The sequence below is a fragment of the Bacillus sp. FSL W8-0519 genome, from assembly GCF_038005585.1.
GTDB lineage: Bacteria > Bacillota > Bacilli > Bacillales > Bacillaceae_G > Bacillus_A > Bacillus_A paranthracis.
The window spans coordinates 4,497,867-4,513,332 of record NZ_JBBOTL010000001.1 but is presented as its reverse complement, the minus strand read 5'-3'; the positions used below and the strand labels follow the sequence as shown (position 1 = coordinate 4,513,332).

At 37.7% G+C, this 15,466-nt stretch carries 17 protein-coding genes and 1 other annotated feature; of the genes, 12 read left to right on the top strand and 5 right to left on the bottom strand.

The features are described from left to right. Nucleotides 1–11 precede the first annotated feature (11 nt). Nucleotides 12–644 carry an acetoin utilization protein acetyltransferase AcuA gene (gene acuA, locus NST14_RS23690; protein ID WP_000581400.1) on the bottom strand — a complete coding sequence of 211 codons (633 nt, stop codon included), beginning with the start codon at nt 642–644 and terminating at the stop codon, nt 12–14. 176 nt (nt 645–820) lie between these two features. Between acuA and acsA the strand changes: the two genes are divergently transcribed. From acsA to tyrS, 6 genes are all read left to right on the top strand, one after another. Further along, nucleotides 821–2,539, top strand: a complete 1,719-nt coding sequence (gene acsA, locus NST14_RS23685) for an acetate--CoA ligase (protein WP_000862042.1) — start codon at nt 821–823, stop codon at nt 2,537–2,539. 67 nt (nt 2,540–2,606) lie between these two features. Then, nucleotides 2,607–3,155: a GNAT family N-acetyltransferase gene (locus tag NST14_RS23680; protein WP_000701361.1), complete on the top strand. Its 549-nt coding sequence runs from the start codon at nt 2,607–2,609 to the stop codon at nt 3,153–3,155. 93 nt (nt 3,156–3,248) lie between these two features. Next, the gene (locus NST14_RS23675) at nt 3,249–3,704 is read left to right on the top strand and encodes a hypothetical protein (RefSeq protein ID WP_000066454.1); all 456 of its coding nucleotides are present in this window, start codon (nt 3,249–3,251) and stop codon (nt 3,702–3,704) included. Continuing rightward, nucleotides 3,685–4,230, top strand: a complete 546-nt coding sequence (locus tag NST14_RS23670) for an RNA polymerase sigma factor (RefSeq protein ID WP_000057192.1) — start codon at nt 3,685–3,687, stop codon at nt 4,228–4,230. The genes NST14_RS23675 and NST14_RS23670 overlap by 20 nt, the downstream gene beginning before the upstream one ends. Beyond that, nucleotides 4,211–4,456, top strand: coding sequence for a hypothetical protein (locus NST14_RS23665; RefSeq protein ID WP_001293775.1), 246 nt, complete (start codon nt 4,211–4,213; stop codon nt 4,454–4,456). Before NST14_RS23670 ends, NST14_RS23665 begins: the two co-directional genes overlap by 20 nt. A gap of 77 nt (nt 4,457–4,533) precedes the next feature. After that, nucleotides 4,534–4,762, top strand: a binding site (T-box leader). 70 nt (nt 4,763–4,832) lie between these two features. Next, a complete protein-coding gene (tyrS, locus tag NST14_RS23660) occupies nt 4,833–6,089 on the top strand; it encodes a tyrosine--tRNA ligase (protein WP_000512078.1) in 1,257 nt (418 codons plus the stop codon). A 77-nt stretch (nt 6,090–6,166) separates the two neighbouring features. Here tyrS and NST14_RS23655 read toward each other — a convergent pair whose 3' ends face one another. Continuing rightward, nucleotides 6,167–6,469: a YjdJ family protein gene (locus tag NST14_RS23655; protein ID WP_076856074.1), complete on the bottom strand. Its 303-nt coding sequence runs from the start codon at nt 6,467–6,469 to the stop codon at nt 6,167–6,169. A 150-nt stretch (nt 6,470–6,619) separates the two neighbouring features. Between NST14_RS23655 and NST14_RS23650 the strand changes: the two genes are divergently transcribed. Then, nucleotides 6,620–6,748, top strand: a complete 129-nt coding sequence (locus NST14_RS23650) for a transporter (protein ID WP_098824552.1) — start codon at nt 6,620–6,622, stop codon at nt 6,746–6,748. Nucleotides 6,749–6,802: 54 nt separating this feature from the next. Here NST14_RS23650 and rpsD read toward each other — a convergent pair whose 3' ends face one another. Next, a complete protein-coding gene (rpsD, locus tag NST14_RS23645) occupies nt 6,803–7,405 on the bottom strand; it encodes a 30S ribosomal protein S4 (RefSeq protein WP_000135319.1) in 603 nt (200 codons plus the stop codon). A 397-nt stretch (nt 7,406–7,802) separates the two neighbouring features. Between rpsD and megL the strand changes: the two genes are divergently transcribed. Further along, nucleotides 7,803–8,981 carry a methionine gamma-lyase gene (megL, locus tag NST14_RS23640; protein WP_074540385.1) on the top strand — a complete coding sequence of 393 codons (1,179 nt, stop codon included), beginning with the start codon at nt 7,803–7,805 and terminating at the stop codon, nt 8,979–8,981. A 61-nt stretch (nt 8,982–9,042) separates the two neighbouring features. Here megL and NST14_RS23635 read toward each other — a convergent pair whose 3' ends face one another. Then, entirely contained in the window at nt 9,043–9,522 is a 480-nt protein-coding gene (locus NST14_RS23635) for a GAF domain-containing protein (RefSeq protein WP_000494346.1), read from the bottom strand. Between the two features lie 147 nt (nt 9,523–9,669). Here NST14_RS23635 and refZ point away from each other — a divergent pair, with 147 nt between their 5' ends. After that, nucleotides 9,670–10,308 carry a forespore capture DNA-binding protein RefZ gene (gene refZ, locus NST14_RS23630; protein WP_000814931.1) on the top strand — a complete coding sequence of 213 codons (639 nt, stop codon included), beginning with the start codon at nt 9,670–9,672 and terminating at the stop codon, nt 10,306–10,308. Between the two features lie 11 nt (nt 10,309–10,319). Here refZ and NST14_RS23625 read toward each other — a convergent pair whose 3' ends face one another. Then, nucleotides 10,320–11,264 (bottom strand): DMT family transporter, encoded by a 945-nt coding sequence (locus tag NST14_RS23625; RefSeq protein ID WP_076856075.1) that lies wholly within the window; start codon nt 11,262–11,264, stop codon nt 10,320–10,322. Nucleotides 11,265–11,388: 124 nt separating this feature from the next. On the opposite strand from NST14_RS23625, the gene NST14_RS23620 reads away from it, so the two are divergent. The 3 genes from NST14_RS23620 (at nt 11,389) to NST14_RS23610 (ending at nt 15,462) form a co-directional block, all read left to right on the top strand. Next, nucleotides 11,389–12,231 (top strand): LysR family transcriptional regulator, encoded by an 843-nt coding sequence (locus NST14_RS23620; RefSeq protein ID WP_000362561.1) that lies wholly within the window; start codon nt 11,389–11,391, stop codon nt 12,229–12,231. 207 nt (nt 12,232–12,438) lie between these two features. Further along, complete coding sequence (gene ezrA / locus NST14_RS23615) at nt 12,439–14,151, top strand: septation ring formation regulator EzrA (protein ID WP_000377297.1); 1,713 nt, start codon at nt 12,439–12,441, stop codon at nt 14,149–14,151. A gap of 168 nt (nt 14,152–14,319) precedes the next feature. Continuing rightward, complete coding sequence (locus NST14_RS23610; RefSeq protein ID WP_229143043.1) at nt 14,320–15,462, top strand: cysteine desulfurase family protein; 1,143 nt, start codon at nt 14,320–14,322, stop codon at nt 15,460–15,462. Nucleotides 15,463–15,466 lie beyond the last annotated feature (4 nt).

Genomic DNA, 15,466 nt, shown 5'->3' with positions numbered 1-15,466 from the left:
TGCCCCCTTTATTAATACATAAAACGATTGTGAAAACGTAGACGATCAAATGCTTGAATAGAATCCGTATCAACGCGTTTACCGATGCGGACCATTAAACAGTTAGCAGGATGTGAACAAATTTCAGGATCATCTGTAGCCATCCATTGTAACCCGCCAGCATTCATCATCTTTTCCATTACTTTTCGGTACTCCCAAACATTTAAGCCTGTTTGTTTCAAATCCCAGTGCCAATAATATTCAGTCGTCAATATAATGTAATCTTCCATATAATCGTCCATCATAGAAACCTCTAGTAAGTTCTTTCCGACAGAACTCCCGCGGAAGGCTGGGACCACTTCAATTGCCCCAAGCTCAATTAAGTTTTCCATTTTTCCTTCTGACCATCGTTCAAGTGGATCAGGATACAAGTATGTAACATATCCAACAATCGTTTGGTCATGTCTAGCAATAATGAGACGAGCTTCTGGCAATTTAGAAATTTCGACAATTGCTTTATATTGCTGCTCGGCAGGACGAAACGCAACTAAATCTGGATGAAATTCATACATTTCTAAGTTATGTGTAGAGACAGGCCCTTCAATAATTAAAGTGCCTTTCGCTGTTTTTAAGTTTCTAGCATTATATATTTTTTTATGGATCAATGTATTGCTCACCACCTTGAGGGTTTGTGAATCTATTCATATCGTACTTTATAATATATGCGATGTGAATCGAAATTTGTCATTAAAAATTTGTCTAAAAATCAACAAATATACTGAAAATTTTAAATAATGTTATTATAATAGATAATAGAATACATAGGAGGGGGATGTAAAGTATGAAAGTAGAAACGCTTCCTGTCATTAAAGGAGAAAATAATTTGCCGAATTATGATGAAGCATACGCGAATTTTAACTGGGAAGAGGTTAATAAAAACTTTACTTGGAATGAAACAGGCCGAGTGAATATGGCGTATGAGGCAATTGATAAGCATGCGAAATCCGATCGGAAGAATAAAGTAGCCCTTTATTATCAAGATGGATCTCGAAAAGAGAAGTATACATTTAAGGAAATGAAGGATTTTTCTAATAAAGCAGGAAATGTCCTAAAAAATTATGGCGATGTAGAAAAAGGCGATCGCGTTTTTATTTTTATGCCGCGTTCCCCAGAGTTATATTTCGCACTTCTTGGTGCAGTGAAGTTGGGAGCAATTGTTGGTCCGCTATTTGAAGCATTTATGGAAGGCGCAGTTCGCGATCGTTTAGAAGATAGCGAAGCAAAAGTGTTAATTACAACACCTGAATTGTTAGAGCGTGTACCATTAAATGATTTACCTGCTTTAAAAACAGTCTTCCTTGTTGGAGATCATGTAGAAGAAGGCGGTAAAACGGTAGCATTCAATCCTTTATTCGAACAAGCTTCAAAAGAATTACATATTGAATGGTTAGGCCGTGAAGACGGTTTGATTCTACATTACACGTCTGGTTCTACTGGTAAGCCAAAAGGTGTGCTTCATGCGCAAAACGCAATGGTTCAGCACTATCAAACGGCGAAGTGGGTATTAGATTTAAAAGAAGACGATGTATATTGGTGCACAGCTGACCCAGGCTGGGTAACGGGAACTGCTTACGGTATTTTCGCGCCGTGGTTAGTCGGAGCATCAAATGTTATTTTAGGCGGACGCTTTAGTCCAGAAGCGTGGTATGAAGCGCTGCAAGATTACGGTGTAACAGTTTGGTATAGCGCACCAACAGCATTTCGCATGTTAATGGGTGCTGGACAAGATGCAATTAAAAAATACGATTTATCACAAGTGCGCCACGTATTAAGCGTTGGTGAACCGTTAAATCCAGAAGTAATTCGCTGGGGTATGAACGCATTTGGACTTCGTATTCATGATACGTGGTGGATGACAGAAACAGGTGGACAAGTTATTTGTAATTACCCTTGCATGGAAATCCGTCCAGGTTCAATGGGTAAACCAATTCCAGGTGTGAAAGCAGCGATTGTTGATAATGAAGGAAATGAAGTGCCTCCATACACAATGGGTAACTTAGCAATTGGTAAAGGTTGGCCAGCTATGATGCGTGGAATTTGGAATAACAAGCAAAAGTATGAATCTTACTTTATGCCGGGCGATTGGTACGTATCAGGTGATTCTGCCTATATGGACGAGGATGGATACTTCTGGTTCCAAGGACGTATTGACGATGTAATTATGACGTCAGGTGAGCGCGTTGGTCCGTTTGAAGTAGAAAGCAAATTAATCGAGCATGCTGCTGTTGCAGAAGCTGGTGTAATTGGTATTCCTGATCCGGTGCGCGGCGAAATTATTAAAGCATTTATCGCGCTTCGTGCAGGGTACGAACCATCTGAAGAATTAAAAGAAGAAATTCGTCAATTTGTAAAGAAAGGTCTAGCAGCTCATGCAGCGCCAAGACAAATTGAATTTAGAGATAAATTACCGAAAACGAGAAGCGGTAAAATTATGCGCCGCGTATTAAAAGCGTGGGAGTTAAACTTACCAACAGGTGACTTATCAACGATGGAAGATTAAGAGAGAAAGGTCTGAACGAAACAACGTTCAGACCTTTCTTTTTGTAAATAATAAAGGGGGAATGTAGATGAAGATACCTGTTTTAGAAGGAAACATAGTATGCTTACGTTCTGTGGAACCGGAAAAGGATTACAGACAGTGGTATGAGGTAATGAAAGATCCAGATATGCACCATTGGACAGGGAATGTGACTCCAAAAGATAGTAATGAAATTAAGGACTTGTTACATACTTATAAAAATTTAAAAGATATTATAGCTTGGTCAATTATAACGAAACACACAAAGGAAATGGTAGGGACATATTGGATCTCTGTGCCAACGGTGGATGAAAATAAAAAGTTAATTGTGAGTGCAGAGGCTCAGCGGATTGCACGTAAGTTTTGGCGTACAGGTGTCAATCGAGAAGCAAGGAATTTAATATATAATTACTTATTTTTAACTTTAGATGTGGATGAGATCCGTGCGCAGGCTTGGGATAATAATATCAATTCATGCAGGTCTATGGAACAAATAGGCTTTAAATTAGAGAATCAAGTGAAACGCTTATTCCCTAAATACAATGAACTATTTTTGGAAAACCATTATGTACTATTTAGAGAGGACTGGTTTGGATAAAAGGTTATGGCTGAAAAAATAAAATAATATTTGAACGAAGTGCCTTCCTCGTCTGTATACATTTATGAAAGAATAGATGAGGGAGGCTTTTTTATGTCTAATAAATTACTTCTTACTTTTGCTTTAATTGGAGTTATAGTCGTATTTTCTTGTGGTTTGCTATTACCGATGCCAATCGGATTTAAAGTATCAATGATTACAGCTGGCGTTATGATGATTGTTATGTTTTCAATCATTATTCCATTTGATAGAAAACATATAGTAAGAAAAAATGGATATAAAATTGATTTTACGAAAACAAAAGTATATTTTCGCTGGAATGTATTTGATACGATTTCGGCTTGCCTGGCAGTGTATGCATGTATATGTGTGCAAGCATTAAATATTTTAGTTTCAACCGGCGAGACAATTCAAAACCCGTACGTTCAATTTTTTACGAATCAATCACAAGTATGGATTATTGTCGCAAGTGGCTATTTAATTTCCCGTATTTCATTAACGTTAAAAGGAATAAAGGAGATCAAAAATCATGGCGCAGATTGGGATTGAGGAGGAACTTATGCTTGCGTATCAAAGTGGAGATAAGCAGGCTGGGGAAAAACTATACGTTTTAATCAAACCCGCGCTATACACATTTTTATATCGATTTAACCGAGATGAACAATTGAGTATCGACCTTGTCCAAGATACGTTTTTGACGCTAGAGCGTAAGAAACATATGTATGAACCTGAAAAGGGAAAAATAAAAACGTATTTATTTCAAATTGGTTATCGTCTTATGATTAATAAATTAAATAGGAGAAAAAAGTGGCGTACGCTTTTGCCGTTTTTAGTGCCGATTCAGGAAAAAGAATTTTCTCACGAAGATCGGCTCACAGTAAGAGAAGCAATTTTGAAAGTTCCAGAAGAGCAAAGAGCGGTCCTAATCCTGTCTTATTATCATGACATGCAGCAAAAAGAAATTGCAGAGGTATTAGATATTCCAGTCGGAACGGTGAAGTCGAGACTTCATAACGGGATAAAGAAATTGAAACAATTGCTGGAGGTGGACGAAATTGAGCGAAAATCCCTTTAAGAGTGAATATAAATTAAAACAGCATTTAGATAGTGACCATATAGAAGTACCGGACTTTCCAAAAACGGTAAGTCGATTCGATCGATTAATCGGGTTTCTTGGTTCCCCGGCGAAAGATCCTGTGGAGGCTACGATTGGGAATGATTTATCAATTGTATTTCATGTATCGTTATTAGTTGGGGTTCCAATTCTTTCTCTTATTACGATACTCTTTATGACGCTGTAAAGGATTGGCAAGGAGGGAAACCTGACCTCTATTTGACACGCCTATATAAATGATGGTATAAAGAAAAGTATATGAATAATTGAGCGTGGAAAGGGAGAAGTAGTGATCATTTCCCTGTTTTAGAGAGCTGATGGTCGGTGAAAATCAGCACATAGATGATCGCGAATTACGCCCCTAGAGCATCTTTTTTCGATTGAATTGTATTCAAAAGGGAAGAGACGGTGCTAAGCCGTTATGTAAATAAGGTGGTAGGCTTTTTTGGTCTGCAACTAGGGTGGTAACGCGATAATCAAAATCGTCCCTTATTTGAAGGGGCGATTTTTTTATGTTTTTAACCTTCACGCCAGTAATGAACTTAAAGGAGAGTATGTAGGATATGGGTATTTTACAAGATCTTGAATTTCGCGGTCTAATTAATCAGCAAACAGACGCTGAGGGCCTTGAGCAATTATTAGAAAAAGAAAGCGTTAAATTATACTGTGGTTTCGACCCGACAGCGGATAGCTTACACATCGGTCATATGTTACCAGTATTAATGTTACGTCGCTTCCAATTAGCTGGTCACCAACCAATCGCACTTGTTGGCGGTGGTACTGGTATGATCGGTGATCCAAGTGGTAAAAAAGCAGAGCGTACATTAAATACGAAAGATACAGTTGCTTACTACACAGAAAGCATTAAAAACCAACTTTCAAACTTCTTAGAGTTCGAAAACGTGGACAACCCAGCAACAATGGCTAACAACTATGATTGGCTTGGTAACTTAGATGTCATTTCATTCTTACGCGATATCGGTAAAAACTTCGGTTTAAACTATATGCTAGCAAAAGATACAGTAGCATCTCGTTTAGAGACTGGTATTTCATTTACTGAGTTTAGTTACATGATTTTACAATCATACGACTTCTTAAACTTATACCAACACCATAATTGCCGCCTACAAATCGGTGGTAGTGACCAATGGGGTAACATTACAGCTGGTCTTGAATTAATCCGTAAATCAGAAGAAGATGCGAAAGCATTCGGTTTAACAATTCCACTTGTTACTAAATCTGACGGTACGAAGTTTGGTAAAACAGAAGGCGGCGCAATTTGGTTAGACCCAGAGAAAACAACTCCTTACGAGTTCTACCAATTCTGGATTAACACAGATGACCGTGATGTTGTTAAATACTTAAAATACTTTACATTCTTATCTCATGAAGAAATTCTTGAGCTTGAAAAGCAAGTAGCCGAGGCACCAGAAAAACGTGCAGCACAAAAAGCATTAGGTGCAGAAATGACAAAACTTGTTCACGGCGAAGAAGCATTAGAACAAGCGATTAAAATTTCAGCTGCATTATTCAGCGGTTCTGTAGCAGAATTGACTGCAAGCGAAATCGAGCAAGGATTCAAAGACGTACCATCTGTAGAACGCACTGCAGAAGATACAGTATTAATCGACTTACTTGTAGAAAGCAAAATCTCTCCATCAAAACGTCAAGCACGTGAAGATGTAACGAACGGCGCAATCTACGTAAACGGTGAGCGTACACAAGCATTAGACTACGTTGTAACAGAAAAAGACCGCATCGAAGGTAAATTCACAATCATTCGCCGCGGTAAAAAGAAATATTTCTTAATTCGTTACTAATCCGAAACGAATATAAACAAATAGTACCCCGAATTGTAGGTTGAAAAGTCTATGATTCGGGGTTTTTATGTATGGATTTAAAACGCCGCATCTTTTCTTTTAAATAGAATATAAAGAATTAATATGAGCATATAAAGTAAACTCGCTAGCATAACGATAAATGCTGTTGGATAAAATTTTGCTGCATATATAAAGAAGTCGATTTGATAAATATCTTCGTAATTTGAAACGGTGCCTTTGAAGTAATTCGTAAACTTAGCGCTATATTTCCATTCATCAGGATCATCTATTAAATTACTTCCCTGATACCAATTAATAAGCGCGGAAGTAATAAACAACATACATGCACTGCCTAACTGAACCATTTGGTTTATTGTCAAAATGAATCAACCTCCTATTTTATGGTTATTATAGCGTGCATTCATATACTTGTAACCATTTTGTTGTAATCTCCTTTTCGAGTTCATACGGAAATCACATGTAAGCGGTATGATAAATGTATAACAACTAGAAAGGAGTGGTAAAACGAAATGTCACTAGAAGCACTCATTATTTTTTCTTTGCTAAATGCGAGTCAGCTTGCAGAGAATTCGAAGGTGGATATACATAAAGAGCAGAAAGATGCTTATGTATATGTTCAGAAAGAGGAAAATAAATAACTATATTTTATATATAAACGAAAAAAGCCAATCCACAGGATTGGCTTTTTGTCATTAACGAGAGTAGAACTCTACGATTAATGCTTCGTTAATTTCAGCTGGTAACTCAGCACGCTCAGCGTGACGAGTGTAAGTAGCTTCTAATTTGTCAGCATCGAAAGTTAAGTATTCTGGTACGAAGTTGTTAACTTCGATCGCTTCTTTAACAACAACAAGGTTGCTAGATTTTTCGCGAACGCTGATAGTTTGACCAGGTTTTACACGGTAAGATGGGATATCTACGCGAGCGCCATCAACCATGATGTGACCGTGGTTTACTAATTGGCGAGCTGCACGACGAGTGCGAGCTAAGCCCATACGGTAAACTAAGTTGTCAAGACGAGCTTCAAGAAGGATCATGAAGTTTTCGCCGTGCTTACCAGGCATTTTACCTGCTTGGTCAAATGTGCGACGGAATTGACGCTCAGTCATGCCGTACATGTGACGAAGTTTTTGTTTCTCTTGTAATTGTAAACCGTATTCTGAAAGTTTCTTACGTTGGTTAGGACCGTGAGGACCTGGTGCGTAAGGGCGTTTTTCTAATTCTTTTCCTGTGCCGCTTAGAGAGATTCCAAGACGACGAGACAGTTTCCAAGCTGGACCTGTATAACGAGCCATAGTTGACTCCTCCTTTAAAATGTTTTTATTTACGTAAAATAAAAACAGACGTAATCGATATTTACGGGCATTTTGTTTTCATGTACCTTCGCTCCAGCAGCAGGGAGTTACGAGATACACCTCCGTAGAGGAACAAAATACAAACGATAAACTCACATTACAAGGCTGCCTTTTTATTTTACACAAACGCTATTATATCTTTTACCCAGAGTTTCGTCAAGCGAGTACGTTTTTGTTTTATGCATATAAATTTTGGAAATGAACAAGAAGGAATTTAAAACGATATAAAAGAAGAGATAGAAACACAAATAAAACGCTTACATAAAATGAAGTAAAACGTTCATCAAAGTTTTAATGATGAATATGCGGCAATAAAAACATAAAAGGGGATGTTTTTATGAAAAAGAAGCATATGGAGACAGCGTTAATTCATCACGGTTATACATCAGGGGCACATAAAGGAAGTTTAACACCGCCTTTATTTCAAACGTCTACATTTACATTTGAGACTGCGCAGCAAGGAGAGGCGAGTTTTGCGGGAGTGGATCCATCTTATATTTACTCAAGACTTGGAAATCCGACTGTGAAATTATTCGAAGAACGTATGGCGGTGTTAGAAGGAGGAGAAGAAGCGCTTGCTTTCGGATCCGGTATGGCAGCTATTTCCGCAACGTTAATTGGTTTTCTAAAAGCTGGAGATCATATTATTTGTTCAAATGGATTATACGGCTGCACATACGGTTTTTTAGAAGTGTTAGAAGAAAAATTTATGATTACGCATTCGTTTTGTGATATGGAGACAGAGGCTGATATGGAAAATAAAATTCGCCCGAATACAAAGCTTATTTTCGTTGAAACACCGATTAATCCGACAATGAAATTAATTGATTTAAAACAAGTGATTCGGGTTGCGAAGCGAAATGGGTTACTTGTTATTGTTGATAATACGTTTTGTTCACCTTATTTACAAAGACCGCTTGAACTTGGCTGTGACGCGGTTGTTCATAGTGCGACAAAATATATTGGTGGTCACGGTGATGTTGTGGCGGGTGTAACAATTTGTAAAACGAAAGCGTTAGCTGAAAAAATCCGCCCGATGCGAAAAGATATCGGCGGTATTATGGCACCGTTTGACGCATGGTTATTGTTACGCGGATTAAAGACACTAGCAGTAAGAATGGATCGTCATTGTGATAATGCAGAAAAAATTGTATCGTTCCTAAAAAATCATGATGCGGTAGAAGGTGTTTGGTATCCAGAAGGAGAGTTAGCATCTCGCCAAATGAAACGTGGGGGCGGTGTTATATCTTTTTCAATTAAAGGCGGGAAAGAAGAGACGCAGGCGTTTATTAATGACCTTCACTTTATTACAATTGCGGTAAGTTTAGGAGATACAGAAACGTTAATTCAGCACCCAGCAACGATGACGCACGCCGCGATTCCAGCTGCGTTAAGACAAGAAATGGGCATTTATGATAATTTAATACGTTTATCTGTCGGTTTAGAATCGTGGGAGGATATTGTTTCTGATTTAGAGCAAGCGTTAAAGAAAATATCTACTGTTAGTAATCAATAAAAAAAGAGCTAGCTATCGGTTTTGTACGTCATGTACTTAATCGATAACTAGCTCTTTTTTGTTACATATGTTTTAGGAGTGTTTCCACAAACTTTTCTAAATAGCGCTGATCTACTTCGTCGAAACGGTTTTTTTCAGGGCTATCAATATCAAGTACACCAATGACATTCCCATCCTTAATAATCGGTACGACGATTTCTGAGTTTGAAGCACTGTCGCAAGCGATATGTCCTGGGAATTGGTGAACGTCTGCTACAAGCTGCGTTGTTTTCGTTTCAGCTGCAACGCCGCAAACGCCTCGTCCAAATGGAATGCGCACGCAAGCAGGCATTCCTTGGAATGGTCCAAGAACAAGCTGATTTCCTTCTGTTACGTAAAAGCCAACCCAATTAACACGATCCAAAAATTGGTTTAATAATGCGGACGCATTTGATAAGTTTGCGACTACGTTTGATTCGCCAGTTAATAATGCATCCAGTTGTTTTATTACTGTCTCATATTGCTGCACGCGAGATCCTGTATAACTTTCTTTAGTAAACATGGAAACAGCTCCTTTTTTATCGAGATGTGTAAAATATTAGCAAAATACGATGTATTTCACATGACTTTGTCGATAGAAAATTAAAGGAATTTGTCTTAAAAGTCAAGAAATTTACACTATAGCTGTTCAGTGAGAGGAAGTGAGCGCATGAAACAGACGAAACAAAAAGTAATTGATGCGGCAATATCGTTGTTTAACACGAAAGGTTATGATGGAACGTCGGTGCGAGACATTGCAAAGCGAGCGGATGTGAATGTAGCGAATATTTCATATTATTTTGCTGGAAAGCAAGGCCTATTAGAGCAGCTTATTACTAATTTTTTAGAAGGGTATATTCATGTGATTGAAACGTCCTTTGAACAGAGAGAATATTTGTCGGCTAAAGATGTGATGGTGCAAATGGTGCGCGGGATTTTACGATATCAATTTGATAATAGGGAACTGACACGTTTTTTTTACCGAGAGCTTTCGCTTGATACGACATTAATTCGCGAAGTGATGACCGTTTATTTTTCTAAAGAAAGATATTATATAGAGCAAATGATTAGACAGGGACAAATGAAACAAGAGTTTAAGAAGGTATCTTTTACAATGTTTATGACGCAATTAAAAGGCATGATAAATATGCCGTTTTTATATCCGCAATATATATCAGAAGTGTTGCATTCTTTTCCATCTGAGACCTTTTTCTTAGAAATGTACACGAAAGAAATTGAACAATGGATGGAACAAACATTATGTATAACGAATATGTATTATGAATGGCCAAGAGCTGTTCATATGTGAAAAATCCCCACCTAACGAACTGAGGTGGGGATTTTTGTGCTTTCTTTTCTTTGCCATAAATTGTTGCATAATAGCGCGATAATTGTTAATGAGGCTCCAGCAACTTCAATTTTGTCGACTGTATAACCTCGAAAGATGGAACCGATAAGTGCAAGTACAGGAACTAAATTCATAAATAATATGCCATTAATGGATGAAATATAGCGATTTCCTGCGTTCCAGCAAAATACTGCGATAACGCCTGCAATAATAGACATATATAAGAGTTCAAAACGAACGTTCATAATTGTCGATAGTGAAGGTACAGTAACGACGTTTGTATAAGTTAAAAAAGTGACGATAGTGATGAGTGAAATTGAGCCAAATAAACAAGTTAACGTCGTATACCTAAGTGGTGACCAAGATTGAAAACTAGCACCACCGTTTGTATAAATGACCCAGCAAGTAACGCCGCATAACATAAGTATATTTGTTGAAAGGTGACTGGCAGCTCCAAATAATAAGTGAATATTTCCTTTTGAAATGACAAGCATAACACCGAATAATGCAACAAACATACAAAGGAATGTATAGTTTTGTGGGCGTTTATTTTTTGTTAGCCACTGCAATAATAAAGCGATGAGTGGCATAAGAGACTGAATCATCGCGGCATGGATGGCTCCAGACGGTCCGGCAAGTTGCTGTCCGTAGAAAACAAGAAAACCATATCCTGCGAAACCGACTGTTCCGTAAAAGAGTAACGAAAGTGTTTTCTTTTCTAAGCGAAGTGACTTTGTCCCTTCGGTAAGTAATAGCAGAATAAGAAAAATAATAGCTGCTGATCCATAGCGAATCGTTGTGAAGAAGAATGGATCGATAAACTGTAAGGCGTTTGCCATGACAGGAAACATAAATCCCCAAGCCGTTACGGCAAGTAAGCATAGGAGGGATCCGAGTAGCATTTGTTTTTTGTTCAAGAGTATCTTTCCCCTTTACATTTCGTTATAGTAAGTTGATGAAATAAGTATAAAGAGTAATTGTTTATAGAAGGAAATATCGATTTTTTATGACAGTTATAACTTTTTGTTAGAGGTGTGTACGATGGATTTGGAGGCAGTACGATCGTTTATTGAAGTGAAGAATACGCGAAGTTTATCAAAGGCGAGTAAGATTTTACATATTTCGCAGCCAGCGCTTAGTAAACAAATTCAAAGGTTAGAGGCCGATTTAGAAGTTACTTTACTGAAGCGTTCCGCGCAAGGAGTGGAATTAACAAGTGCTGGAGAGCTATTTATAACAAGAATGTTACCGATTTTGGAACACATACATGAAGTGAAAGCCGAGATGAAGAAATTTCAAGAGAAGCGAAACATTTCTATAGGCATATTGCCAAGTTTAGCAGCACATTATATATCAAAATGTAAAGATGTATTAGGTGACGGGTTCGAAGTAGAATGGAAAATTGAGCATACGAAAGTACTGATGGGACTCTTTAAAGAACGGAAGATTGAAGCGATGTTCATCGATTCAGTAGTAGAAGGTGCTACGTGTATAAAAGAAATACGAGAAGAAAAAATTGTGTGTGTCGTTTCAAATGATCATCTTTATAAAGAGAAAACAGTAATCCGAATGGAAGATTTGCAAAATGAAAAGTTAATCGTATACCCAGAAATCTGCGATGTAAGAAAAATGATTACGAATATGTTTCAAGGGATAGGTGCGAAACCGATTATTGCATTTGAAACTTCTTATGCAGAACCGATGCTTGCGATGGTCAGTGCTGGACTTGGCATTACGTTACTTCCAGAAATAGCAGTAGAGCAAGCGGTAAGGCAAGGAAATGTGCATGCGATTTCTATTGAACCGCCACTTTTGCGCAAAATTTATTTCGCATCTCATATGGAAGAAGGCCTTGTATTGCATTCATTTGCTGATGAGAGGTAATCCAAACGGAATATTGAGAAAGATTACAATTGCATTGAAAGAAACATGAAATTTTAAAAAAAACTAGGTCAAAAACAAACGATTACATGGTATGATTAGTACATTGTTAGTTGTTAAATATAGGGGAATTCCCTTTTTATACATAATGCCTTCCATTTCATAAACGGAACGGACAAAAAAAGAGATATAACTAGGAGGCTTTTTTGCATGGATTCTATCCTGACGATCGTTATCATTGTAGTAAGCTCTATTCTAGTGCTGCTCATGATAGAGCTTGTGATAAGAAATCGTTCATATAAAGATATTGAAGCACTTGAGCAGTGGAAACAAGAGATAAAAGATAAACCTGTGGCAGATGAGCTAAAACGGGTGAAAGATTTAAATATGACGGGTCAAACAGAAGAACTGTTTGGTAAATGGCGTGAAGAATGGGATGAAATTGTATCAACAACCATTCCGAAAGCTGAAAAAGATTTAGCGCAAGCGCGAAAATTCGCCTCGCAATTCTCCTTCCGAAAAGCAAAGCATGCGATGAATGAATCCATAAGTGGTTTAGATGACGCTGATAATCGTATTACAGACATTTTAAATGAATTACAGCAATTGTTAGAAAGCCATGAAAAAAATAGCTCGGAAATCGAAGGGTTACGTGATACATATCGTAGTATGAAGAAGAGTGTTCTTGCTCATAGACATATGTATGGAGCAGCAGAGCAGAAAATCGAAGAGATGCTAGACGCTGAATCTGAGAAATTTAAAACCTTTGAAGAAGCAACAAACAATGGCGACTATTTAAAAGCGAGAGAAATTGTTATTAGTTTGGAAGAAGGTTTAGCAGATTTAGAAATCATTATTCACCAAATTCCAGATTTATTGGTAGAGTGTCAAGCGACGTTACCGGTTCAGTTGGAAGATTTATTACACGGACATAATGATATGGTAAGACAAGGTTATGTATTAGAGTATTTGGAAATTCCTAAAGAAGTTCGCGATATGAAGAAACAACTACAAATATGTTTAATGGATATACAGGAGCTTCACATAACAGAAGCGGCTGAAAAAGTAGAGAACTTAAAAACAAGTTTAGATAGCTTCTATGATCAACTAGAACAAGAAGTACATGCGAGACATTATGTGGAGCAAAAAACACTTTCTGTTTATGAAGACTTAGAAGAAATTCGCATTGAAACGATTGAAACAAAAGCAGAAACACAGCTCGTGAAACAAAGCTATCAGTTACAAGATAAGGACATTGAGTCTCAAAAAGTAATTGAAAAGCAAATGCACATTTTAATGAAACGTTTTGAAATGTTGCAATTACGGGTTGCGGAACAAGATATTGCCTTCTCTATTATTCGTGAGGAACTAGAAGAGATTTATGAGCAATGTGAAACATTAAAAGTACTTCATGCAGAATATAAAGAAATGCTGCAAACGATGCGCAAAGAAGAATTTGAAGCGCGTGAGAAGTTACAAGAAATGCGAAATACTATTTTCGAAACGAAACGCTTTATGCAAAAGTCGAATTTGCCAGGTCTTCCAGAGAGCATTATGGAAGATTTAAAAAGAGGACAAATGGCAATGCAAGCTGTATATGAGCAATTAGAAGTGAAGCCGTTAAATATGAATGCTGTAAATAGCAGTTTAGAAGAAGCTTACACAACTGTTAATGGTGTTGCTGAAATGACAGAAGAGTTAATTGGACAAGCGTATTTAGTTGAAAAATTAATTCAATACGGTAATCGTTACCGCAGTCATGATGAAAACCTTGCAGAGAGCTTAAATTATGCGGAGAAATTATTCCGTGAATATCAATACGATGCAGCTTTAGAACAAGCGGCTTCTGTACTAGAGCAACTTGAGCCTGGCGTTGTTCAAAAAATAGCTGAATATGTAGACAATGAACAAACCCTTTCATAAGGGTTTGTTTTTTTGTGTAATTTTGCAGGCGATGTTGCTATAATGAATAGCGGAATACAGTAAGGTTATTCGTTTTAAAATATAACGGAACCTTTGAGTAGTCTTAGCGTAATGACACGTATTTGTGATATGATTATATGATGTGACAGCGCTGAAAGGGGAAGAACGATGATCTATTTTGATAATAGTGCGACGACAAAGCCATATCCAGAAGCTCTTCAATCGTACGTAACGGTTGCGGGGAAATATTTTGGGAATCCTTCTTCTATTCATTCGCTTGGAGGAGAGGCGGAGCGTCTATTAACACAATCAAGAACAATTGCAGCGCAGCTTCTTCACGTTAAGCCTTCTGAAATTATTTTCACATCAGGTGGAACGGAAGGGAATAACCTTGCGATTAAAGGAATAGCGATGAGGAATCGTTCGCGCGGTAAACATATCATTACAACAAATATTGAACACGCGTCTGTGTTTGAAGCATATAAACAATTAGAAGATCTCGGTTTTGATGTAACATATTTACCGGTTAATGAGCATGGTGTTGTATCGGTAGAGGATGTAAAACGAGCGCTTCGTGAAGATACGATTCTTGTGTCAATTATTCACGTGAACAACGAGACTGGAGCAATTCAGCCTGTTGCTGAAATTGGAACGTTATTATCGAATTATCCGAAAATAAGATTCCATGTGGACCATGTACAAGGGATAGGAAAAGTACCGCTTAATTTATACGCTTCTCATATTGATCTTTGCTCAATATCTGGACATAAATTCCATAGTGTAAAAGGAACGGGTCTTCTTTATGTACGTGATGGCGTAAGGTTAGATCCAATTTTATCAGGTGGTCAACAAGAGCTGAAGTATCGCTCTGGTACAGAGAACTTACCTGGCATTGTAGCGATGGTGAAAGCACTTCGCATGACAATGGAGCAAGTGAAAGAAAAGGTAGCTCATTTGCAAAGTTTACAAGCAGAGCTTGTTTGTTTCTTTAAAGAGATGGAGGATGTAACGATTAATACGTCGCTTGCATATGCAGCACCGCACATTTTAAATGTATCATTTGTAGGTTTAAAACCAGAAGTGGTCGTTCATGCTTTAGAAGAGCACGGTGTGTATGTATCAACGAAATCTGCTTGTTCTTCAAAAGCAAATGAAGTGAGCAGAGTGTTAGTGTCAATGGGAGTACCACATGCCGCTGCTGCAAGTGCTATTCGCATTAGTTTGGCACCAGAAAACACGATGGAAGAAGTAAAGCAATTTGAAGGTATTGTGAAAGAGACGATGCCAAAATTATATGAAGTGATGAGGTAAAGGA

Excerpts from the sequence above, each read along its gene's own strand:
- NST14_RS23635 (WP_000494346.1), bottom strand. The coding sequence starts at position 9,522 with ATGTTTACTAAAGAAAGTTATACAGGATCTCGCGTGCAGCAATATGAG.
- NST14_RS23675 (WP_000066454.1), top strand. The coding sequence starts at position 3,249 with ATGTCTAATAAATTACTTCTTACTTTTGCTTTAATTGGAGTTATAGTC.
- acsA (WP_000862042.1), top strand. The coding sequence starts at position 821 with ATGAAAGTAGAAACGCTTCCTGTCATTAAAGGAGAAAATAATTTGCCG.
- NST14_RS23650 (WP_098824552.1), top strand. The coding sequence starts at position 6,620 with ATGTCACTAGAAGCACTCATTATTTTTTCTTTGCTAAATGCGAGTCAG.
- refZ (WP_000814931.1), top strand. The coding sequence starts at position 9,670 with ATGAAACAGACGAAACAAAAAGTAATTGATGCGGCAATATCGTTGTTT.
- tyrS (WP_000512078.1), top strand. The coding sequence starts at position 4,833 with ATGGGTATTTTACAAGATCTTGAATTTCGCGGTCTAATTAATCAGCAA.
- ezrA (WP_000377297.1), top strand. The coding sequence starts at position 12,439 with ATGGATTCTATCCTGACGATCGTTATCATTGTAGTAAGCTCTATTCTA.
- rpsD (WP_000135319.1), bottom strand. The coding sequence starts at position 7,405 with ATGGCTCGTTATACAGGTCCAGCTTGGAAACTGTCTCGTCGTCTTGGA.
- NST14_RS23610 (WP_229143043.1), top strand. The coding sequence starts at position 14,320 with ATGATCTATTTTGATAATAGTGCGACGACAAAGCCATATCCAGAAGCT.
- NST14_RS23670 (WP_000057192.1), top strand. The coding sequence starts at position 3,685 with ATGGCGCAGATTGGGATTGAGGAGGAACTTATGCTTGCGTATCAAAGT.
- NST14_RS23620 (WP_000362561.1), top strand. The coding sequence starts at position 11,389 with ATGGATTTGGAGGCAGTACGATCGTTTATTGAAGTGAAGAATACGCGA.
- megL (WP_074540385.1), top strand. The coding sequence starts at position 7,803 with ATGAAAAAGAAGCATATGGAGACAGCGTTAATTCATCACGGTTATACA.
- NST14_RS23680 (WP_000701361.1), top strand. The coding sequence starts at position 2,607 with ATGAAGATACCTGTTTTAGAAGGAAACATAGTATGCTTACGTTCTGTG.